This window comes from Tunturiibacter empetritectus, assembly GCF_014201375.1.
In the GTDB taxonomy this organism is placed as follows: Bacteria; Acidobacteriota; Terriglobia; order Terriglobales; family Acidobacteriaceae; genus Edaphobacter; species Edaphobacter lichenicola_D.
In genome coordinates, this window is record NZ_JACHDZ010000004.1 from 197,050 (window position 1) to 219,573 (window position 22,524).

The 22,524-nt window shown below is 60.1% G+C and carries 17 protein-coding genes; 8 read left to right on the top strand and 9 right to left on the bottom strand.

Annotated features, from left to right (window positions below; all coding sequences use genetic code 11):
• Positions 1–56: 56 nt before the first annotated feature.
• Both HDF10_RS12935 and HDF10_RS12940 read right to left on the bottom strand, forming a co-directional pair.
• Positions 57–1,625 carry a hypothetical protein gene (locus tag HDF10_RS12935; protein ID WP_183814058.1) on the bottom strand — a complete coding sequence of 523 codons (1,569 nt, stop codon included), beginning with the start codon at positions 1,623–1,625 and terminating at the stop codon, positions 57–59.
• A 144-nt stretch (positions 1,626–1,769) separates the two neighbouring features.
• Positions 1,770–3,620, bottom strand: a complete 1,851-nt coding sequence (locus tag HDF10_RS12940) for an ATP-dependent DNA ligase (protein ID WP_183814060.1) — start codon at positions 3,618–3,620, stop codon at positions 1,770–1,772.
• A gap of 258 nt (positions 3,621–3,878) precedes the next feature.
• Between HDF10_RS12940 and prfA the strand changes: the two genes are divergently transcribed.
• The 5 genes from prfA (at position 3,879) to HDF10_RS12965 (ending at position 8,058) form a co-directional block, all read left to right on the top strand.
• Positions 3,879–4,955: a peptide chain release factor 1 gene (gene prfA / locus HDF10_RS12945; protein WP_183814062.1), complete on the top strand. Its 1,077-nt coding sequence runs from the start codon at positions 3,879–3,881 to the stop codon at positions 4,953–4,955.
• A gap of 103 nt (positions 4,956–5,058) precedes the next feature.
• Positions 5,059–5,916, top strand: a complete 858-nt coding sequence (locus tag HDF10_RS12950; protein ID WP_183814064.1) for a VOC family protein — start codon at positions 5,059–5,061, stop codon at positions 5,914–5,916.
• Between the two features lie 35 nt (positions 5,917–5,951).
• Positions 5,952–6,767 (top strand): hypothetical protein, encoded by an 816-nt coding sequence (locus tag HDF10_RS12955; RefSeq protein ID WP_183814067.1) that lies wholly within the window; start codon positions 5,952–5,954, stop codon positions 6,765–6,767.
• Between the two features lie 7 nt (positions 6,768–6,774).
• On the top strand, positions 6,775–7,647 hold the full coding sequence (prmC, locus tag HDF10_RS12960) for a peptide chain release factor N(5)-glutamine methyltransferase (protein WP_183814068.1): 873 nt from the start codon (positions 6,775–6,777) through the stop codon (positions 7,645–7,647).
• Positions 7,648–7,707: 60 nt separating this feature from the next.
• Positions 7,708–8,058: a nuclear transport factor 2 family protein gene (locus tag HDF10_RS12965; RefSeq protein WP_183814070.1), complete on the top strand. Its 351-nt coding sequence runs from the start codon at positions 7,708–7,710 to the stop codon at positions 8,056–8,058.
• A gap of 223 nt (positions 8,059–8,281) precedes the next feature.
• Here the strand turns inward: HDF10_RS12965 and HDF10_RS12970 are convergent, their stop codons facing one another.
• From HDF10_RS12970 to HDF10_RS12985, 4 genes are all read right to left on the bottom strand, one after another.
• Positions 8,282–9,541, bottom strand: coding sequence for a molybdopterin-dependent oxidoreductase (locus tag HDF10_RS12970; protein WP_183814072.1), 1,260 nt, complete (start codon positions 9,539–9,541; stop codon positions 8,282–8,284).
• Positions 9,538–10,497, bottom strand: a complete 960-nt coding sequence (locus HDF10_RS12975) for a cytochrome b/b6 domain-containing protein (RefSeq protein ID WP_311732752.1) — start codon at positions 10,495–10,497, stop codon at positions 9,538–9,540. Before HDF10_RS12975 ends, HDF10_RS12970 begins: the two co-directional genes overlap by 4 nt.
• A 112-nt stretch (positions 10,498–10,609) precedes the next feature.
• Positions 10,610–10,999, bottom strand: coding sequence for a hypothetical protein (locus HDF10_RS12980; RefSeq protein ID WP_183814074.1), 390 nt, complete (start codon positions 10,997–10,999; stop codon positions 10,610–10,612).
• The gene (locus HDF10_RS12985) at positions 10,996–12,690 is read right to left on the bottom strand and encodes an NAD(P)/FAD-dependent oxidoreductase (protein WP_183814076.1); all 1,695 of its coding nucleotides are present in this window, start codon (positions 12,688–12,690) and stop codon (positions 10,996–10,998) included. The genes HDF10_RS12980 and HDF10_RS12985 overlap by 4 nt, the downstream gene beginning before the upstream one ends.
• A 161-nt stretch (positions 12,691–12,851) precedes the next feature.
• On the opposite strand from HDF10_RS12985, the gene HDF10_RS12990 reads away from it, so the two are divergent.
• On the top strand, positions 12,852–13,904 hold the full coding sequence (locus HDF10_RS12990; protein WP_183814078.1) for a UbiA prenyltransferase family protein: 1,053 nt from the start codon (positions 12,852–12,854) through the stop codon (positions 13,902–13,904).
• Positions 13,901–15,517 (top strand): glycosyltransferase family 39 protein, encoded by a 1,617-nt coding sequence (locus HDF10_RS12995; RefSeq protein WP_183814080.1) that lies wholly within the window; start codon positions 13,901–13,903, stop codon positions 15,515–15,517. Before HDF10_RS12990 ends, HDF10_RS12995 begins: the two co-directional genes overlap by 4 nt.
• Positions 15,518–15,524: 7 nt before the next feature.
• On the opposite strand, the gene HDF10_RS13000 is transcribed toward HDF10_RS12995, so the two are convergent.
• On the bottom strand, positions 15,525–16,826 hold the full coding sequence (locus HDF10_RS13000) for a glycosyltransferase family 87 protein (RefSeq protein ID WP_183814082.1): 1,302 nt from the start codon (positions 16,824–16,826) through the stop codon (positions 15,525–15,527).
• 166 nt (positions 16,827–16,992) lie between these two features.
• On the bottom strand, positions 16,993–19,662 hold the full coding sequence (clpB, locus tag HDF10_RS13005) for an ATP-dependent chaperone ClpB (protein WP_183814084.1): 2,670 nt from the start codon (positions 19,660–19,662) through the stop codon (positions 16,993–16,995).
• Between the two features lie 276 nt (positions 19,663–19,938).
• On the opposite strand from clpB, the gene HDF10_RS13010 reads away from it, so the two are divergent.
• Positions 19,939–20,703 (top strand): pentapeptide repeat-containing protein, encoded by a 765-nt coding sequence (locus HDF10_RS13010; protein ID WP_221271693.1) that lies wholly within the window; start codon positions 19,939–19,941, stop codon positions 20,701–20,703.
• A gap of 77 nt (positions 20,704–20,780) precedes the next feature.
• Here HDF10_RS13010 and HDF10_RS13015 read toward each other — a convergent pair whose 3' ends face one another.
• Positions 20,781–22,457, bottom strand: a complete 1,677-nt coding sequence (locus HDF10_RS13015) for a S10 family peptidase (RefSeq protein WP_260177871.1) — start codon at positions 22,455–22,457, stop codon at positions 20,781–20,783.
• Positions 22,458–22,524: the final 67 nt, after the last annotated feature.

The following is a 22,524-nucleotide window of genomic DNA, read 5'->3' on the forward strand; positions in this document are numbered from 1 at the left end:
AGACACATCTGTCACTAACCAGCCACATTAGGAGTAAAGAATCCGTCGGCGTGCAACTAATTCGGCTGCTCCGAGCTACTTCGCGTATTGCGCATGTTGATCTTGCAGGTGGCGGACTCCGGCGGATTTCGCCACCATATCTGGAAGTCGCGGGTGACGTCGGTCAGGCACATCGAGCGAAGCTGAGCCTGTACATCCGGATCGCGGTCGGTAAAGTACGGGACGTGCGTCGTGTCCTCGACCACCACCTCGGCCGCGCGAACACCGGCGAGGATGCGCTCGCGGTCCGCAGGAAGCTGCTGGTGCGGCATCAGAAACCATGCGTCCGGAGAGCCGATCGTTGGATAGTAGCCGTGGACTCCCGTCGCGTTCGACATCATCAGAACTTTCTTCGTCGAGGCAATCTCGAGAATCTTCGCCATCTGCGCAGCATACTCGGGCTCTGCGTAGAGGTTCTTTGTAATCAGGGAGCGATGAGTGCCCCTCCACTCGGCCAGAGTGAGCCGAGCCTGCCCCAGCTGCGCACAAAGTCCGATGCCGATAAAGAGGATCAGAGCGCGATTTTGCCAGCGAGGAACGACGAGCAGCGAGATGCCAAGCAGCACACCCGCCACAACGATGGGATCGTAGATGATGTGCTGCCCGTCGCCCTTGTAGGCTGCGAGTGCAAAGAAGATCTGCAGCGCAGCGCAAAATGCGACGGCGGCGTGCCTGGGATCGGGTTTACCGCTGCGGATCATTACGGCGATCGCCCGGGCTCCCATAACAGCCAGGGCGAGCGTGCTGAGGATCCACCATGTAATCGGTGTGACGACGTAATACGCTAGGTAGTACTTCAAACTGTGGCCGGCGGGGTGCAGGAAGCCCTTCAGGTCGTTGTAGTCCATCTTGCCCGACGACCCGTAGTAAAACTTTAATCCCAGCATGGGGAACGCCGTTACCAGAGTGGATTGAACCCCGAAGTATGCGCTTAGGCCAACGAACAAGACAACGTACGTTAGAACGCCGGGAGCAAAGCGCCGGACCAGAAGCCGGATCGAACGGTCGCTGTTGAACCACCAATCCGCTGCGAGATAGACAGCGAGAAGGCCGGTGAGAAGCAGCGGCAGCGAGGGAACGCTGAAGCAGCCAACCACGGAGACGGCAAGTGCCGCGTCCGCTCGCCCTTCCACGAGAAGGAGCAGAGCAAACAACATCGACAACTGCACCAGCGAATAAGGGAAGTTGGGGTTGACCCACAGAAGAAGAGGAGCGACCGCGACCACCGCAGCGAGATAGAGCCATCGCGAGGAGAGGCCACGCAGAAAAGACGCCCAGAACACCGCCATCAGGATCAACACAACGACGGTGCAACCGATCATCGGCCAGTAGCCGCGACCGAAGATCGCAAACAGGACGTGCTGAATCAGGACTGGAAGAAGTCCGTACTGATAAAAGGCATCCACCCCCAGGCGAAGATGTTCGGCCAGCATGTAGTCGAGATTGAGGAAGTTGCTTCTGTCCGCAAAGACCCAGAGGTAGTACGAAAAAAATATGGGCAACGAGAGGAGATCCAGCAGGACGAAGCTGATCAGTAGGACGACAAATTGCGTTACCCTGCCTGGCGTGTGGCTGTCTTCGATCATCGTCTCCCCGACGAACTAGGTGGCTGTGGAACGCACTCTAGCAGGCAGACGGAGCCATAGCAACTAAGAAATAGGAGTTCTGTTCGTACGCTCGGCGAGCACGGGAGACTTCTTTCGCTGTAGTCCCTCCGACGCGCTTTCGCTCTACTCCACCGGCTTGTCGACTTGAGACTGATACACCTCTTCCACCCGCATTACGGTATCAATCTCGCTCACCGGCTTGTCCGTCCGGATCTTCAGGATGCGCGGAAAACGCAGCGCAAATCCGCTCGCATGACGACCGCTGCGCATGATGTTGTTGAACGCTACCTCGAGCACCATCAACGGTTCCACCGTGCGAAAGAACCCCTGGTCGTCGAGGGTGTGCTCCATCATCCAGGCGCTCATCTCGCCGATCTCGACGTCCGTCAGGCCCGAGTAGGCTTTGCCGACGTTGAGCAGCTCGCCCTTATCGCCGCGCACCGCAAACGTGTAATCGCTCAAGATCCCTGCGCGACGTCCATGCCCAAACTCCGCCCCAGTCACCACCACATCGAGCGTCGCCAGCTCGCGCTTCAGCTTCACCCACGCCAGCCCACGCCGGCCCGGCTGATAGATCGACCCCGCGGCCTTCAACATCACTCCCTCGTTCGCCCGTGCCCTGGCATCGGCATAGGCCCGGTCGATCTCTTCGGCCGACTCCACCAGCCGCGACGGCGACATTATCAGCCTCTCCACTGAGGCACTCTCCTCGGCTGCAAACAACACCGCCTGCGAATCACGCGCCCGCTCATCCACCACCAGCGGAGAGGCCACGCGCTCCACCAGTCGCTCCACCACCGCCTCCAGCCGATTGCGCCGCTCCCGCAACGGCAGCTCCAGCAACAGTTCGCCGTCGGCGTACATCAGGTCGAAGGCCATAAAGACGACCGGCACCTGCTGCCGCCACTCGTTCGAGACGCGCTTGCGCCCTATCCTCTGTCCCAGTACGGCGAACGGCAGAGCACGCCCCTGCTCGAAGTCCCACCCCAGAATCTCCCCGTCGAAGATCAGGGAGCACGGGATCAGCGAACCCGCAGTCGCACCCACCTCCGAGCGAACCTGCGCAAACGCCTCCTCGAGCTCCGGAAAGCTTTCGGTCACATCTTCTTTATTGCGCGAATAGATTGCCACGCGCCCCGGCTGATCGGGGTCTCCGCAGTGTATCTGCGCCCGCATCCCGTCGTACTTGTCTTCGAGAAATGCTTCCACGCCCTGGATTACCGCGGCGTTCGCGACCGGCACCTTCGCAGGCTTTTCCGTAAACCGGTCCATCGCCTCCTCGGGCGTCTCCACCGGCGAGGCAAGCATAAAGCCCAGTGGATGAAACAGCCGCATCCGGGCCTCATGCAGGGTCCCGGAGAAGGCTCGCAGCACTGCGTCGCCGAGATCCGCCTCCAGCATCACCGCTCGCCGCACCGCGTCCACGGAAGCTCCAGCCGCAGCCGCAATCGCCTCCTCCACCAGGCTCTGCTTCACCCCAATCCGCATATCGCCCAGCATCAGCTTCAGCAGGTACTTCGCCTCAAGCGGAGTCGCTCGCCCCAGCAAGCCCTCGACCAGAGCCGCACGAATCGCCGTCGTCTTCGCCACCGCCATCGCAGCAAACGTCTCGGCCACGTCGGCCAGCGTCAGCTCGGGATCCTTCTCCGCCCTCGCCGCGGGCAATAGATCGAAGGCCGCCGCACCCATATCTCCGTGCCGGCGGTAAGCCGCTGTCAGCATCTGGTCGCTGGCTCCGCTGACCGCCAACAACGCCTTGGACAGTAAAGCCCCGCCAGCGTTCAGCTTCCGCGAATCCGCCTCAGGAAACGGCGTTCCGGCAAGATAGAGCGCCAGCAACCCTGAGTCTTCACTCTCCGGGCTCGCTGCGTGCATGGCCGAGATCGTCTCAGCGATCGCCGCGCGTTTTTTCAGCTTCCCAGCCTCCTTCGCCAACCGCTCCGCCAGCTCCGCGACCACCGCAAACAACGCCATACCTTCAACCCCTCACCGCGCGTGCCCGATTCCCCGTTTGGTATCAACTGATTCCACTCCAGTAAAGATGCCAAAAACGGGCTGGCTGCACCCTGCGGACAAGGAGTAACATCTAAATAGATATGAACGCAGTCGCAAACACGGTGTCTCTCTCCCGCGTGGCCCAGTCTCCCGACCGCCACGACTTTGCCTAGCTGCGCCTCTCCTCGACCCCGACTCTTCTGATCCCCTAATCCTTTTTTACTCAATGGAGTAGCTATGTTCGACCGCCTCGATCAACTTGAAGCCCGTTACGAAGACCTCGGCAGGCAGATGTCCGACCCCACGCTGGTCAACGACCAGAAGAAGTTTCAGGCCATCGCCAAGCAGCACCGCGACATGGAGCCCACCGTCGAGAAGTTCCGCGAGTACCGCAAGATCCGAGACGGTATCGCCGAGGCCAAAGCCATGCTCGCCGATCCCGACCCCGAGGTAAAAGAGATGGCACAGGCCGAGCTCGACACGCTTGAGCCGCGCCTCGAGCCAGTTGAGGAGCAGCTCAAGGTTCTGCTCCTCCCCAAAGACCCCAACGACGAGAAGAACGTCATCCTCGAGCTGCGCGCCGGCACCGGCGGCGACGAGGCCGCACTCTTCGTCGCAGAGGTCTTCCGCATGTACATGCGCTTCGCCGAGCAGCACAAGTGGAAGGTCGAGATCCTCTCCCAGACCGAGTCCGGCATCGGTCACGGCCTCAAGGACATCACCGCCATCATCGAAGGCGAAAATGTCTACTCGCAACTGAAGTACGAGTCCGGCGTCCACCGCGTGCAACGCGTTCCCGCGACCGAAACTCAAGGCCGCGTCCACACCTCCGCCATCACCGTCGCCGTGCTGCCCGAGGCCGAAGAGGTCGACATCAAGATCGAAGCCAAGGATCTGCGCATCGACACCTTCTGCTCCTCCGGTCCCGGTGGACAGTCGGTGAACACGACCTACTCGGCCGTGCGCATCACGCATCTGCCGACCAACACCGTCGTCAGCTGCCAGGACGAAAAATCGCAGATCAAGAATCGCGAGAAGGGAATGCGCGTCCTCCGCGCCCGTCTCTATGAAGTGGAAGCCGAACGCATTCACCAGCTCCAGGCCAAGGACCGCAAGCAGCAGATCGGCTCGGGCGACCGCAGTGAGAAGATCCGCACCTACAACTTCCCCCAGAACCGCCTCACCGATCACCGCATCGGCCTCACCAACCACCAGCTCGCGATGGTGATGGAGGGCCAGATCCAACCCACCATCGACGCCCTCATCGCACACTACACAGCCGAAAGACTTAAGGCCGACGCAGAGGCTGCCTGAGGCTGCTTCCCGCCGGCGTGGCAAAGAACGACGAGACGGCTGACGTGAAACTCCTAAAACTCGAGAGGAGGATTTCGCGTCAGTCTCTTCCAGAGGATTACCTATGATCAGGCAGCACCGGAGCGGTCACCGCTCTGCCCGTCCCGCGATGCACGCCGTCTTTCTCGCCGTTGTTTCAGCTCTCTTCGCACCTCTTCTTCACGCACAGCCCGATACCAAGACGCCGCCCTTCAACGGCATCGCCCATGTTGCTCTTCGCGTCCACGATCTCGCCGCCTCCGTCGCCTTCTACGAGAAGCTGGGCTTCGAACAAGCCTTCGATCTGCGCAAAGACAACGTCCCCTACGAGTCCTTCCTCAAGATCAACGACACCCAGTTCATCGAGCTTCACGCGGCCACCCCAACCGAGCCCGATACCGGCCTCCTGAGCCTCTGCTTCGAAGGCGCCGATCTTCAGGCGATCAACGACGACTACCGCAGCCACGGCCTTACGCCCACGCCCATCCTTAAAACAAATGCCGGGAACCTCCGTTTCATCCTGGGAGGCCCCCTTCAAACCTCTAGTCCACAGACCATCGAGTACACCCAGTACCTCGCCGGCTCGCTCCACAGCGAAGACCAGGGCAAGCACCTCGGCCCCGACCGCGTCGGCGAGAAGCTGATCGTGGTCTCGGTTCCGATGGCAGACCCCGCCTCTGCTCGCGACTTCTACATCAACCAGCTCAACTTCAAGCCCATCGCCAACGATCCGATGAGCCTCCACATGCCCGGCGAGAGCGGCCAGGAGCTTGAAATCATACCCGCAACCACCGGGGCGCACGCTCGTATGACGCTCGAATCGAGCAACCTCGCTAAGGCCGCGCGCCACCTGCACAAAGAAGGCATCTTCGCCGTCAAAAACGGAGCCACCCTCACCGTAATCGACCCCGACGGCAACGTGCTGATCCTCGAAACCCGCTAGCGAACCATCTCCCTTCTGCTAACGTAAAGTCACGCATGCGCCTCTCTCCACTTCTCGCACGCCTGCCTCCCGTCTGCCTTCTTGGCTGCTTCGCCGCTGTCCTGGCCCAGCAGCCCGCCCCCGCACTCGAACAGATCCTCTCCCGCATCGAAGCCAACACGGAGCAGTACAAGTCCACCGTCCCCAGCTTCCTCTGCGACGAGCACATCACCTCTCAGGAGATCCACAACGGTCAACTCAAGCACGAGACCACCGTCGAAGCACTCTTCCGCGTCACACGATCGCCTTCGCCAGATGGCATCGTCGCAGAGTCTCGCGAAGTGAAGTCGATCAACGGCAAACCATCGAGCATCAAGAAACTCAACATGCCGATCTCGTTCAGTGGAGGCTTTAGCGGCGCACTCGCGAAGTTCCTCTCCGCCGATCGCCGCGAGTGCTTCGACTACCAGTCCGATCGCTCCTTCCCAGTCTCTCCCGGTATCGAAGCCTTCACCTTCGCCGCCCGCGAATCTGCCGCGAAACAACCGGCCTGCGCCTCAATCCAGCCTGGCACCACCGGCAAGTTCGTCATCGACTCCGCCACGGCGCAGGTTACGCACATCGAGCGCACCGTTCCCAACCCCGTTGGCAAAGATCAGGCAGTTCTGGGCACAGCCTCGGTTGACTTCGCACCCGTCACCCTGAACGGGAGATCCTTCTGGCTGCCCACCACGATCGTCGCCTTCACGACCGAAACTCCGAAGACCAACGCCTTCCGCTTCACTGCGAAGTACAGCAACTACCATCGCTTCGCCGCCAGCTCCACCATTCTCCCCACAACCTCAGACACCACTCAGCCGCAGTCAAGGTAGCCGCAGCATGACCCTTCGCCAGGCCATCACCAACGCCTCTGCCGAGCTGGCCGCCAACCCACACCTCAGCGAACACGCCCACCGCGACGCCGAACTCCTTCTCCTCCACACGCTTCAGATCTCCCGCGTCACACTCATCGCATATCCCGACCGCGACCTCTCCCCTGCCCAAGACGCGCTCTATCAGATCGCCATTAGACGCCGCCTCCAGCTCGAGCCCATCCAGTACATCACCGGCGAGCAGGAGTTCTACGGTCTGCGCCTCCACGTCAGCCCCGCGGTCCTCATCCCACGCCCCGAGACCGAGCATCTCGTCGAAGCCGTGCTCAAGCTGCTCCCCACAGACCGGGGTGTAAAGCTCGTCGATATCGGCACGGGGTCAGGAGCCATCGCCATCGCACTCGCCGTCCACCTTCCACTGGCCACGATCACCGCCGTCGACCTCTCCCTCGATGCTCTCGCCATCGCAGAGCAAAACGCCCGCGAGCACAACGTAGCCGATCGCATCCAGTTCCTTCCCTCCGATCTCCTCGCCGCTGTCAAATCTCACGGCGAAACCTTCGACGCCATCGTCAGTAACCCACCCTACATCCCCGAATACGACCGACCCACCCTGCACCCCCAGGTTCGCGAATACGAACCCGCCGCCGCACTCTTCGCAGGCGAGACCGGCCTCGACCTCTATCGCCGGCTCATTCCGGAAGCCCTGAGCGCACTCAAACCAAACGGCATACTCGCCCTCGAAATTGGCTACGGCCAGCAGCAGTCGCTCACCCATCTGCTAGCCGGATGGAACCATGTCACCTTCATCGACGATCTGCAGCAGATCTCCCGCGTCGCCCTCGCGCGCAAGCCGAACCCCTTCGACCCGAACCGATAAAATCTGTCACAATGAAACCGTCGACTCTGTCGTTCGTATTACAGTTGGAGTCCTTGTTCCATGAAAAAGACCGAACTTCAAGACCATCTCTACGCACTCGAAGAGCGTCTCCTCCATCCCGACCGAGAGGCCGACCGCACCGCCCTCCTCCCACTCTTCGCCGACGAGTACAGGGAGTTCTGCACCTCCGGCCGCGTCTTCAATCGCCAGCAGACCATCGACGTGCTCTTGTCCAGCTCAGCCCGCCCCGCAACCATCCACCACTTCTACATCGCACAACTCGCAGAGAATGTCGTCCACGCCACCTATCGCGCCACCACCTCAGTCGCCGTATCCCACCGCTCCTCCCTCTGGGTCTTTCGCGATAACCGCTGGCAGCTCCTCTTCCATCAAGGCACCATCGCCAGTTGACGCATGTCCTGCCGGACAGGCCCACTACGCGTGGGGCGGTCACTTCGTGACGTATACCGGTCTGGGCAGGATGGTCTGCGTAGGGCCTCCCGCTGGTCGGCTTTGAGATTTCTTATTCCGACCAACGGGAGGACCGCTGTTGCTCGGTCAAACGAAACAAGGCATACAAGTCACGAAGTGACCGCCCTCCGCGCAGGAGGCCCGTCCGGCAGGACATAAGCCTCTAAAGTCCTGCGTACCAGTCGTACCCCAGCTTCGTCCAGTAATCGTCGGGCCGCATATCCGTGTACGCGATCAGTCCAATCCGCTTGATCTGTTTGTAACCGTACTTGATCGGCATATGTAACCGTATCGGTGCACCATGCCACTGCGCCAGCGGCCGCCCCGCCATCTCAGTCACCAGCAGGCTCTGCGGATGCATACAAGCCTGCAGGCTAAACCCACAGTAGTAGTCCCCATCCGGCGTCTCCATGTAGACATACTTCGGCAGCGATCCATCCGGCTTCCTCTCCGGAGGATACTTCGCAATCAAATCCGCCAGCCGATACCCACCCCAGTGCACCACCTGACTCCATCCTTCGATGCACTTGAACTCCGTCACCAATTCGTGGTGCGGCAGGCTCGTCATATCGTCCATCGTCAACAGCAGCCCCGGCGTCCCTGCGTCGAGCGTGTTGTCAGACATGCCCGCCTCCTCCTGTCCACGCGGCCGCTTATTCCCCTGGGACTTCTTCAACGCCGCAAACGCCGCCGCAAACGCGGGCGGCATCTTCACATCACTCTTCTTTTCTCCGTTCCCGCCGACCATCGTGCTCGCCGTCCCTCCCTGCATCATCGGCCCTTCGCCCATGCCCGCGTCGCCATTCGGATCGACCTTAGCCTGTGAACCATCTCCTACTACCACCAGTGCCTTAGGAGCCACCTTCGTGTCATGCTCCACTGGGCCAGCTTCTTTCTTCGTTACGTACTGATACTCCCACGCCGTCACGTCATCGACATAGTGAGGAAGGTCCTTCGCATTCGCCACCCCCACCATCTGCAGCCGATAACTCTCAGGCACCAAATCCATCTTCAATCCATAGTTCCCGTTGGTCCGCAGCTCCATCGATCGAGCCACCGGATACGTCGGCGCCAGCCCGCGCTCATCGAATACGCCGCGTGACATCTTTGCATTGAACTCCAGCGTCTTACGCAGCGGCTTCGGTATCAACTGGTCGCCCGGGCTACGATCGATCCACCGGTAAAATCCATACCCTCCCGCCGCTGCCGCAGCCGCAACCAGAAAACTCCGGCGCGTCCCCTGCCCCAACTGCGCCTTCACCTCCGCATCCAACGCCTCGACCTCTGCGGCACGCGAATCTCTCCGCTCCCGCTCTCCATCGCGCTCCCAGTAACGGTCCAGATCGTCGTCGCGATCCTTCTTCTCCTTCTCCCACTTGCGCCTCTGTTCCTGCTCCTCGCGCTCCTCCCGTCCGTCGCTCATCCCACCCTCCTCTCCTCTTCCAGCGGAGCCTTCGCCGCCGGAACAATCTCATACCCACTCACCATTGAGCGGAAGTTATTCCACCCCGCAAGGATCACTTGCACCACATGCACCACAAAGAATGCGCAGAAGCCCATCGTCAGCCAGAAGTGCTCCCACCGCGCCATCTCATAGCCGCCCAGCAGCGACGTAATCCAGTGCACCTGGGTCGGCTTATAGATCGAAAGCCCCGTCACCAGCGACCCCAGCCCCATCAGAACAACCGACGTATAAGCGATCTTTTGCGCGCCATTGTACTTCTTCTGCGGCGGCAAGCCCTTGCGAAGATGCAGATCCACCAGCGTCACTTGGATCGCATCCAGAAAAGATCTGCGCTCCGGCACCAGCACCCGCCACTCCCCCGAGATCAACAGATACGACACATACAAGATCCCATTGATCGCGAAGATCCACATAAAGAAGAAGTGATAACCCAGTCCCTCGGTCACCCGATAGGGCGCATTGATCAGCTTCCAGAACCACGGAGGAAACAGCCGCACCACCGTCAGCGATCCAACGCCCACCCGATACACCGCATGCGGATGCTGATAAGCGTTATCAGAATCATTCCAATAGATCAGCAACCCGCTCCAGATCATCGTGAACAGCACCGGAAAGTTCACCCAATGCATCCACCGAATCGCCAGGGGATGCTTCTTCTCAAGCCGTACCGTCGCCACCGCAGGCTCTCTTGCCTCTACGGGCGTGACGACTGCATTCGCAGCAACTGGCAAAGTCTGATCCGTCGAAGGTGCAGAGACAGCGACCGCGGCCGGCTCTTCCGCCGCTTGATCACGCGCTTCCACCCTCGGAGCCACAGAGATCTCCGGCGCAGCCTCGACCCTCTCCTGTGTAGTCCCAGCGGCCGGCTGCAACTCTTCGATCGGCTCACGTCTGTCTGTAGGTTTTTCAGGCATTTGAGCTCCCATCGTGCACTCTGGCGCACAGCTTTTCAACCCATGAACGTCCGCAACGTTAGAGTTTCTTCTCCCGGCAAAGGTTACGCGTTTTTTTTGCGAAGCGGCTGACCTACCTCAACTGCACCTGCACCTGTGCACCCGTCTCGTCAGCAAACGTAACCTCCTTTGCGCTCATCACCGCACGCGCCCCCGCCCCACGTCCATCCAGCGGAAAGACGGTCGCATGATCGGCATCGGTCCAGCACGCCAGCCCCTGGACGCAGCCCAGAGTTTGCGGCACCCCCGGAACCCCGCTCCAGCCCTGCACCAGGTATCGCCGCTCTGTCCCCGGTTCCTCCACCAGCACATCGTTCGAAAAGTTGATATACAGCCGTGCCCCATCGACTGCCACACCATTCCGCTCCATCTTGCCCAGCGGATCACGCAGAAAGATCCGCTGCCGGAACACCGCCACGAAGATCACCAGCAGCAACGTCCCCACAACCAGAATCCTTGTCACTTTTTCTCCTCGTGATACTCCTGCTCCGTGTTGATCCCCCACAGCGCAGCTTTATCTACATGCCCAGCAACAATACCATCTACGGCCGTCATTGCAGTCAACATACTGTGGTCCTGGTTGTTGTACTTATGCATTCCGTTTCGCCCCACCAGAAACAGATTCTCGAACCCATCGGTAAACTCTCTCAACTCATCGAACCGGTCATACGTCCCGAAGTACGCCGGATAGGTCTTCGGCACCCGCACCACATGCCCATCGGAAACATCCTCTGCATTCAAAATCCCGATCTTCGCCACCTCGGCAATCGCAAACTTCTTCAACTCTTCATCCGGCATCTTCCACAGATCGTCGGTGTCGTAGCAGAAGTACTCCAACCCAATCCAAACCTTCGTCGGGTCCGCCACCAGGTACGGGCTCCAGTTGTTGAAGATTTGTAACCGTCCCAGTACCACATCCGGCTCCTGAACGTAGATCCACGTATCTTTCAGCAGCCCACCATCCGGCTCCTTCACCTTCAGCCTGTCCACCAGCAGCCCCACCGTAATAAAGTCGCGATATTGCAGACCCGCGCTCACCTCGCGCACGTTCTCGGGCACCGGAGCATCCAGCGCCTCCACCAGCTCGCGCATCGGCATCGTGGAAAAGAAATAATCTCCCGCGAAGGTCTGCCGCTCTCCCTCCGCATTCACCGCGTCGATCGACACCACCCGCTTCACGCCGCCTTCCACGGAGCAGTGAATCTGATCCACCTTCCAGCCCATGTGGATCTCGCCTCTGCCCTCGCGAACGAGGTCCGCAACATGCTCCCAAAGCTGCCCCGGCCCAAACTTCGGATACATGAACCGCTCAATCAAGCTCGTGTCCGTGCCCTTCTGCGCCAGGTCGCCCGTCTTCACCCTACCTCCAACCGCCTTCTTCAAAAAGTGCTTCACCGCCGTCGTCAGGCTCAGCCCCTTGATCCGCTGCGCCCCCCACTCCGCCGAGATCTCATTGCAAGGCGTCCCCCAGACCTTCTCTGTATAGCTCTTGAAGAACGTCAGATAGAGCTGCCGCCCAAATCGGTTAATCAAAAAGTCTTCAAGACTCTTCTCCGGCACAATCTGGCTCATCTGCGACTTCATATAGCTCGTACCAACACGAAACGTCCTGGCCAGCCCAAGATTCTTCAACGTCGTCGCGGTCAACGTAATCGGATAGTCAAAAAACTTCCGCAGATAGTAGATCCTGCTCTTGCGCGGACGAATCAGCATCACCAAGTCTGGATCAGGATCAGGCGTTGCAGTCACCATCATCTCAACCGCCTCTTCGCTCTCCGTCTCATCCTCTGGCTCCTCCGCGGCATGCGGATCGATCGGTCCTGCCCCACGCAGCACGGGCTCCTCCGGCAGACGCGCCGGCACCGCTACGACTCGCTTCTTCCCCTGATAAGAGATCTCCGACTCCGACCCCGCATCGCCCACATCGGGCGGCATCAGATCCACCCACCACTGCATCACTCGATCGCTCTTGGAGAAAAACCGATGGCCGCCGATATCCATCCGGTTGCCCTTGTACCTGATGGTGCGTGAGATTCCACCAATCTCCTCACTCGCCTCCAGGATGATCGGTTTCACATCCGACCGTCTCAGCAGCTCCAGCCCTGCGGTCAGCCCTGCAGGCCCCGCTCCGATAATCACTGCTCTCCGCGACATGCGCCTGCCCGCTCCAGACGCGCACACCGCGCCAAACCCAAGCTTATCGTAAACAAATCGCTCACTGCCAGAGCGCAACCCCGGTCCACTGGCTTCATCTCCATTTGCTACACTGTGCCCATAGCCCGAAGGCAGCTGGCGAAGGAGCCCTTACAAAAAACATGCCCGAGCCTCCCCCGCGCAACGTCTCCTTGTCCGAGCGCCTCCGCGCCCACCTCGCCATCGCCAGACTCGATCACTCCATCAAGAATCTCTTCGTTCTGCCCGGCGTCATCGTGCCGCTCAGCGTCTATCCGGCGCTCTTCACACCCCATCTCCTCGTCACGCTTCTGCTGGCGTTTGTCGCCGTCACGCTCATCGCCTGCAGCAATTACGTCATCAACGAAGTCCTCGACGCGCCCTTCGACCGCCTTCATCCCACCAAACGCAATCGCCCCGCCGCGCGCGGCCTGGTCAACATCCCCGCCGCCTACGTGCAATGGCTCCTGATGATGGCCGCCGGAATCGCCATCGGCCTCACCATCTCGCGCATGTTCGCCCTCGTCGCGCTCATCCTCTGGATCATGGGCTGCCTCTACAACTTCCCGCCTGTCCGCACCAAGGACGTACCCTACCTCGACGTCCTCACCGAGTCAATCAACAATCCTCTCCGCATGCTGCTCGGCTGGTACGCCGTCACCAGCGTCCTTGTCCCACCCGTCTCGCTGCTCATCGCCTACTGGATGCTCGGCTGCTACTTCATGGGCCTCAAGCGCTTCAGCGAGCTCTCCGAGATCGGCGATCGCGCCGTCGCAGGCGCCTACCGCGCATCCTTCAAGCGCTACACCCCCGAGTCGCTGCTCGTATCCGTAGTCTTCTATGCCTCCACCGCGATGCTCTTCCTCGGCGCCTTCATCATCCGTTACCGTATCGAGCTCATCCTCGGCTTTCCTCTTGTAGCCTTCACGATGGCGATCTATCTCAAGCTAGCCTTCAAGCACGACAGCGCCGTCCAGAACCCAGAAAAGCTCTACCGCGAACCTCTCCTCATGGCCGCCTTCACCTCAACGGCTCTCGTCATGGGCCTCCTCCTCTTCATCCGCATCCCACGCCTCGAAATGTTCTTCACCCCAACGCTACCCTCCGCCACGCCGCCAGTCGTTCAGCCCGCGCCGGTCCTATACACTCAGCCCGGCTCAGAGCAGCAGCGGCTTAGAACCTCCGTAAAGATATGATTTCGTCGCAGAACTCCAGCATTGAAAGCAGATCCGACAGTCTTGCTCTCCCCTGGACAGCCGTCGCCTTTCTGATCCTCACCGCCGTCCTCTCTCTCCTCTGGTCGCACCACAAGCTCATGTCGCAGGACGAGTTCTTCGTCCTCCAAACCGACAGCGTGCCCAGCTATACCCAACTCCTCCGCATCCAGCGCAGCTATCCCATCTCGCTCGATCCGCTCGTCTACCACACCCTCGCGCACTTCGCGATCAGCGTCGTCGGTGCAGGAGCTTTCGCCCTCCGGCTTCCCTCTCTGCTCGGCTATCTCCTCATGCAGCTCTGCCTCTTCTACTTCGTGCGCCGCATCGCCAACGAACACGCCGCGATCTTCGCCATGGCCTTTCCCGCGATGACGGCGACTCTCTTCTACTCCGCCGAAGGCCGCCCCTACGGTCTGCTGCTCGGCTTCTACGGTCTCGCCATGGTGAGCTGGCAGCGTGCAACCCGTCGCCAGTCGCAACGCACCGGCTCCCTCATCCTCCTCGCACTCGCGGTCGCACTCACGCTCAACACGCACTACTTCGGCGTGCTGTTGCTCCTTCCCCTCTGCGCCGCAGAGCTCTTTCGCACCATCCAACGCCGCCGGCTTGACCCTCCCGTCGCCGCAGCCATCATCGCCGGCATGGCCTGCATCGCCTTCGCGTTACCATTCGAAAAGTCCGCCGCCGAGTTTCGCAAGAACTACTACAACGCCGGAGACGTCGGCTACCACGCTATCACCCAGGCCTATCGTTCGCTCTTCATGGACTACACCCACGCGAGCCTCCGCATCCAGCACCTCGCCGCCATCGGCCTCATCGTCTTCGCAGCTCTGCTCGTCTTCGGCAGCGTCCGCCAGCTTCGCAACAAAGAACTCCATCTCCCCAACGCAGAGCTGGTCTTCGTCCTCGTCCTCGCCGCACTGCCTTTCTTCGGCTTCCTGCTGGCCTTCTTCGTCACGCACTCCATCGAGGTCCGCTACGTCCTCGGCGCAATCCTCGCGCTCAGCATTCTCCTGGCGATTGCCCTATTCCCGTTACTTCGAAGCGCCAATACCGCCACCCTTACGCTGTCCGCACTCGCCGTCGCGATCCTAGTCACGGGAGCCATCCGCATCCACGCCGAGCAGGCTAAGACGCGAGACTTCATTGCCTCGCTCACACTAAGCCCACAGATCAAGGCCGCCATTCTCTCGAGCCCAAGCGGCCTGCTCTACCTGCAGGAGATGGGCACCTTCGAAGTAGCCAGCTACTACGAGCCCGACCCCGACGTGCGCTCCCGCATGGCCCTGGTCTACTCCAGCCCTCAGGAGCTGCTGTGGAGCCGGCGCGACACCGAGTCTCTCACCGCGGAACACATGCGCCACTTCACCGGCTTTCCCATCATCCCCTACGAGCAGCTCGCCACCGAACCCGGCAATCACGTCTTCGTGCTCCTGCACAGCGGCTGGAACTGGACCGACCAGGCCCTCGCCGCCGCACACGCCGACATCACTCCGTTAGGCCCCGCCATGGGTGGCGACGCAGCCTCCGTGCAATTCGCACCCGACTCCCAAACGCAATCCTCAAAATACTCTCGCGACCTCAGCCACTGAGGAGCTATCAAGCAACGACAGTCTCGACAGCTTCAGCACGATGGGCCAACCGCATCAGCAGCACCAGCAACAGCAGCGCTCCAAAGTACATATAGGACTGCAGCACATTCCATCCGCGCCTGCCTGCCAGCAGATTCGTCGCGGCCAGAAAGTTGTCGCAAAGAAAAAACGCCAGCCCCCACAACCACGGCCTTTTACTCTCCCAGCACCCATACGCAAACCAGAACCACGCAAAGATTCCGAACACAATGCCGTAGTGGTGCTCCCAGGCCATCGGCGACGCCGCCACCGACGCCAGCCCCATCGCCGCAATATCCGCCGTCGATCCGCGCAGCCTTCTCCACGGATACAACAACACTCCCCCAATCAGTACCAGCGAAGTCAGCACCGTCGTGCGGTACACCCACGCGACATATGGCGTATAAACATGCGGCGTGTACCCCAGATTCTCGCCGTTGAAGATCATGCGATTCAAAGTCCCGAACATCGACTGATTCGCGTCGTGCGACTGCGCCTTATGACTCAGGCTCGCCAGCACGCCCACGTAATCGAGATTGTTATGCCAACCGAAGACCGCCACCGACATCGCCACCAAAACAACAGAGCAGATCAGAAACGCCCACATCGCGCCCCATCGCCTGCGCACCACCATCCACACCAGCAGCAGCACATACTGGGGCTTCACAAACGCAAGCAGCGCCGCCACAACTCCCGCCTCGCGCTCACGCCCCGACGTCCACAGAAAAAGCATCAACGCGAATCCAAACGAAAGCATCGTCTGGGCGTTCCCCAGCGCGTATCCCTTTAGCAGCGGGTAACACCCCAGACAAGCGAGGATCACCGCAAGAATATCCATCCAGCTCAGATCCGCTCCGCGCCTCCGCAACAACCTGCGCCCCATCGCCAGCGACACCGCCGCAACCCCAACCACCGAGAGCCACGAAAACACAGCCAGCAGACGAAGCATCGCAGCATCGCCCACCCCCAGTCTGCGCAACGCAACCAGCGGCAGCTCGCTCGCCAGCGAGTAGATCAGCGTGTCATACAGCGGAGCCGCGTAGATCGGCTTCGTAGGATTCGCGTCGAAGTAATCCAGCGACTTCATCATCGGCAGCCAGGAGTCGGTCCACTGACGCACATGCATAAAGTCAGCCACATAGCTCTTGATGCTGCCAGGATTTCCCAGATGCAGCGCGCGGCAGATCCCCCACTGAACCACATTCGCAAGAAGTAGACTGCACACCACGAAGAGGAGCAGTCGTCTGTCGTGCGTGCCCACGCTGGAGTTGTCCACTGTTTTGACCGTCACGCTCTCACTCTATCAAACGGTCACACTCGCTGAAACGAACAGAACAATCCTTCTCTCGAACTTCCAGGTACACACATGATCTGCGCAACTTCACGCAACACCGATACTCACAAAAAACGAGCCCGCCATAGCAGACGGGCCCGCATCCTCACGAAGCACTTCGACCTTACGAAACCGCAACCTCGCGGCCTTGCACTTTAAAGTCAAGGCCGTTCTTCCCCGCGGTCACCACCACATGGTCCCCATGCAGCACGCTGCCGTCCAGAATCTTCACCGCCAGCTTGTCCTGCACCAGCCGCTGAATCGCTCTTTTCAAAGGCCGCGCTCCATAAGCTCGGTCGTACCCCGCTTTGAAGATCGCCTTCCTCGCACCGTCGGTCAGCTCCAGCGTAATCTTTCGATCCGCCAGCAGCCTCTCCAGGTCCTTCAGCCGCAGATCGACGATATGGGTCAGCTGCGCATCGGCCAGCGGATGGAAGATCACAATGTCGTCCACGCGATTCAGGAACTCCGGCTTGAAGTGCTTGCGCAGCTCATCCATCACGCGAGCCTTCGCCTCTTCAAACCCCTCCTCGCCCTGCGCCCACGCCGTCGACATCTGTCCCGCGCCAACATTCGAAGTCATGATCAGCACAGTGTTCTTGAAGTCCACCGTCCGTCCCTTCGAGTCCGTCAGCCGTCCATCATCGAGCACCTGCAGCAGCACGTTGAACACATCCGGATGTGCTTTCTCAATCTCATCAAACAGAATCACCGAATATGGCCTGCGCCGCACCGCCTCGGTCAACTGTCCGCCCTCGTCATACCCAACGTATCCCGGAGGCGCGCCAATCAGCCGCGCCACGGCGTGCTTCTCCATATACTCGCTCATGTCGATCCGCACCAGCGCGGCCTCGTCATCGAACAGGAACTCCGCCAGCGCCTTCGCCGTCTCCGTCTTCCCTACGCCCGTCGGCCCAAGAAAGATGAACGAACCAATCGGCCGCTTCGGATCGCTCAACCCCGCACGCGAACGACGAATCGCATTCGCCACCACACTCAGCGCCTCATCCTGCCCAACGACGCGCTCGCGCAGACGCTCCTCCATCTGCACCAGCTTCTGCGTCTCGCCCTCCAGCATCTTCGAGACCGGAATCCCGGTCCACTTCGACACCACCGCGGCGATATCCTCCTCGTCCACCTCCTCCTTCAACATCCGCGAAGGCCGCTTCGCCACACCGGCAACAGCGCCCGACTTCGCCTCCGCCTCATCCTCGCGAACTGCGGCATCCTGCTCCGCCGTCAACTCGCGCAACTCCGCCTCGCGCTTCGGAAGCTCGCCATACTGCAACTCCGCCGCACGTTGCAGATTGCCCTTGCGCGTCTCTTCGCCCATCTGGAACCGCAGCGACTCCAACTGCTCCTTCAGTTCCGCAATCTTGCCAATCGCACCGCGCTCCTTCTGCCATCGCGCACGCAGCCCGGCCGACGCCTCCTTCACCTCGGCCAGTTCGCGCTCCACAATCTCCAGCCGCTCCTGCGAGCCCGCGTCCTTCTCCCGCTTCAACGCCGCGCGTTCAATCTCAAGCGAAGTGGCCCTCCGCTCCAGGTCATCAATCTCCACCGGAACCGAGCCAATCTGAATCGCCAGCGCCGCCGCAGCCTCATCCACCAGATCAATCGCCTTATCCGGCAAAAACCGATCCGAGATATACCGATGGCTCAACACCGCCGCAGCCACAATCGCCGAATCCTTGATCCGCACCTTGTGGTGAGCCTCATACTTCTCCTTCAGCCCACGCAGAATCGCAACCGTATCCTCGACATTCGGCTCGCCCACATACACAATCTGGAACCGCCGCTCCAGCGCAGCATCCTTCTCGATGTACTTCTTGTACTCACTCAGCGTCGTCGCGCCAATCGCCCGCAGGCCCCCGCGAGCCAGCGCAGGCTTCAGCATGTTGCTCGCATCCAGCGAACCCTCGCTTGCACCCGCGCCCACCAGAGTATGTAACTCATCGATGAACAAAATGATCTCGCCGTTCGACTCTTCGATCTCCTTCAGCACCGCCTTCAGCCGATCCTCAAACTCCCCGCGAAACTTCGCCCCGGCGATCATCGCGCCAAGGTCCAGCGAGCACACGCGCTTGTTCTTCAGAATCTCCGGCACATCGCCCAGAAAGATCCTTCGCGCCAACCCCTCCACAATCGCAGTCTTCCCCACGCCCGGTTCGCCAATCAGCACGGGATTATTCTTCGTCCTGCGACTCAGCACCTGCACCACCCGGCGAATCTCCTCGTCCCGCCCAATCACCGGATCGAGCTTCCCACGCCGCGCCAGGTCCGTCAGATCCTTCGCATACTTCTCCAGCGCCTGAAACTTCCCTTCAGGATTCTGATCCGTCACCCGCTGACTCCCCCGCACCGTACTCAGCGCCTTCAGGATCGCCTCATGCGTCCCGCCCAGCGCCGCCATTGCCAGCTGCACCGGGTCATTCTTCGCCTTCGACAGCGCCAGCAGCAGATGCTCCGTCGAACAGTACTCATCCTTGAAGTTCTCCGCCTCTTTGAACCCCTGCTCCAGCACCTTCTGCAGCGCATTCGACATCCCCGGCTGCCCCCCGCCCTGCACCTTCGGCAGCTTCGCAACGCCCGCGTTCACCCCCGACAGCAACTGCTCCACCGGCACCCCAATCTTCTCCAGCACCGGGATCACCACTCCCTCCCGGTCCTCAAGCAGCGCCGCCATCAGATGCAGCGGCAGCACCTCTGGATTGCCATTCTCCGCGGCATATCCGCTGGCCGTCTGCATCGCCTCCTGCGACTTCACCGTCAATCGATCCCACTTGATCGCCATAACTCCCTATCTCCTCAATAAATTTGAGCTCTTCGCCTAAATTAGACGCATCAGCGCACCCATAGGATGCGAAAATCTGATAGCAAGTCACTCACATTCTACGCCTTGCCCATCCCGGCCAATTCCTCCGACTCCCTTCGTGGTTCGCGGTGCCAATCTCAGCCACCACTCACTGCTAGCTCCCTTATTAATCAGCTTTGTTAGCCCGTCACAGACTGCCGTATCGATCAGAGTTAGTCTTTCTGGTGAGAGCAACTCTGACATGCAGGAGAGTTTTTGCGCGAACGAATCATAAGAAGTCGACCGAAACCATGGAAGGAAGTCGCGGCAGACTCACGCTCGTGGACGCGCGTGTTCAGGCACTTCGAGTGGTACACCTCCTGGGTAGCCTGGGCTCTCGGCAACTGGGCGTTTCTGGACGTATTGGACCATCTCGGAACTTTTTCCGTACTGATCGCGGTCATCTTCTATTTTTCCGAGAGCGGAGACCGAAAGAAGCAGAGACACTACCAGGCCTGGCAGGTGATCAACACCGCCCAGGGAAAGGGTGGCAGCGGTGGCCGCATCGAAGCACTCCAGCAGTTGAACGCTGATCATGTCTCATTGACCGGCGTCGATGCGAGCAATGCCTTCCTTCAAGGGATTCATCTTAGCGACGCAAACCTCAGCCGGTGCGACCTTCACGCATCCGATCTCCGCGGCAGCAATTTCACAAACTCGCTCTTCACCTTTTGCATCATGAACGACGCAAATCTCCGAGGTGCAACTCTCTCCGGAGCGAAGATGGAGAACGTCAATCTCAACGGCGCGGATCTGAACGGTGCGAGTATGCAGAATGTAACCTTGTCAGGCGCTAATCTGGATGAGGTCGATTTACGAGGGGCTGATATCGAGAATATTCATTGGGTGGGGATCGATTCGATTCGCCTGGCCAACCTCGCTGGAGTAAAAAATGCTCCACCTGAGTTCCTGAAGTTTGCCTCCCAGCACGGCGCAGTAAGCCTCGAATCGGACGACCAATGGGGAAAGCTGATGCAATGATTCGTCAGGAGAAATAACCCCCCGGAAAGATAAAAGCCACCTCTGCAGGGTGGCTTTTGTCTTCTTCCGACTGCGATCTACTTCCCGTCCTCAGTCCCCCGGATGAACCCAGCCACATCCGCATGGAACTGCTTCAGCACCTCCTCGTTCACATACACCATGTGCCCGCTCTGGTAGTAGTGGTAGCTGATATTCGCCTGCAGCTTCTGCGGAATCTGCAGATGGTGCATCTCGAACTTGCCTTCAAAGTAAGGCGTCGCCAGGTCGAAGTACCCACCCGCCAGCATCACCTTCATCTTCGGGTTGGACTTCATCGTGTACGCCAGGTCGGGCATCACGTTCGTCCCGCCCTCCTGCTGATTCGCCGGCGGTCCCCCCGGAGGCTGGTGCCGCAGATCCCACGAAAAGTCAGCATCCACATAAGCCCCCGGCTTGTATGTCTGGTTCTCGCCATACTTCAACTCCGTCCGCATGTACTGGTTCAACGCCGCCGTATACGCCGACGAGATCGCATTGCTCTGCGGGTCATACTCCGCGTCCGCGCTCAGCGGATCGATATCCGGCCCCTTGTACCGAGTATCCAGCCGCCCCGTCGTCGTCTCATCATCCAACTGAAGCTGCTTGCTGAACGCAGCCCCGGACACTCGCAGATTCGCCCTCATCAAATACGTCACCGGCAGCCCGGTATATTGATGCAGCTTCTCCGCCACCGCCTGCTTCCTCGCCTCCGGCAACTCCGATCCCTGCAGCAGCGCGTTCATATAGTCGCCGATCGCATACTGCTCCACCTCGGCCAGAAACGGCTCCAGCGCCGCAGGCTGCGTCGGCAGTTTGTGATGATAGAACGCGCTCGCCGCAAAGGTAGGCAGCCCTAGCGCATAAGCCTGATCCACACCAGGATTCCACTTCGGACCATCGATGCTGTTATCGAAGCTCAAAATCTGCGAAAGCAAAACAATCCCATTGAGATCCACATTCTGCAAAGCAGCCGAAAGCACCGCGCTGCGCGGCGTCCCATAGCTCTCGCCCAACAGATACTTCGGAGAGTTCCACCGGTTGTACTTCGTCAAAAACCTGCGAATGAACCGGTCGAACGCATGCGCATCCTGATCCACACCCCAGAACGCCTTCTCTTTGTCCTTGCCCATAATCCGGCTGAACCCGGTCCCCGGCGCATCGATAAACACCACATCGCTCACGTCCAGCAGGCTGTAATCGTTATTGACGATCTTGTAAGGCGCTCCCTCATCATGCTGCGCGTCCGTCGTCACCACTCGCTTCGGCCCAAACGAGCCCATATGCAGCCACATCGTCGCCGACCCCGGTCCGCCGTTATACAGAAACGTCACCGGCCGTCCCACAGGCGCATCCTTTTTGAAGTACGCAACATAAAACATCCGCGCCGTCGCAGGAGCCTCCTCAGGCTTGTCCGGATCGGGCGTCTTCTCTCCCGTATCCGGCAGCAGCTTCCCATCCAGCCCCAGCATCGCATCCTGCGAATCGGTAGATCCCACCGTCAGCGTCCCCGCCACCGCACGGTAAGCGATCGTCTGCCCACCCACCGTCACCGAGCCATCCGTACTCGAGTCCATCGGCGGCTCCGCAGGTTCAACCACAGGCGTCCCCGTCACCACCAGCTTCTGGTCCTTCTTCTTCTCGCTGTCCTTCTTCTCCTGCGGCCCAGCCCCCATCGCCATCGCAGAGGCAAGCAACACGCCACAAGACACACTGATCCGAACCAGATTCCTCGACATCCTCGCACTCTCCAAAAGGCATATTTCCAGTGCCAGCAGTATATCCGCACGGGTTTCTACAAGCACG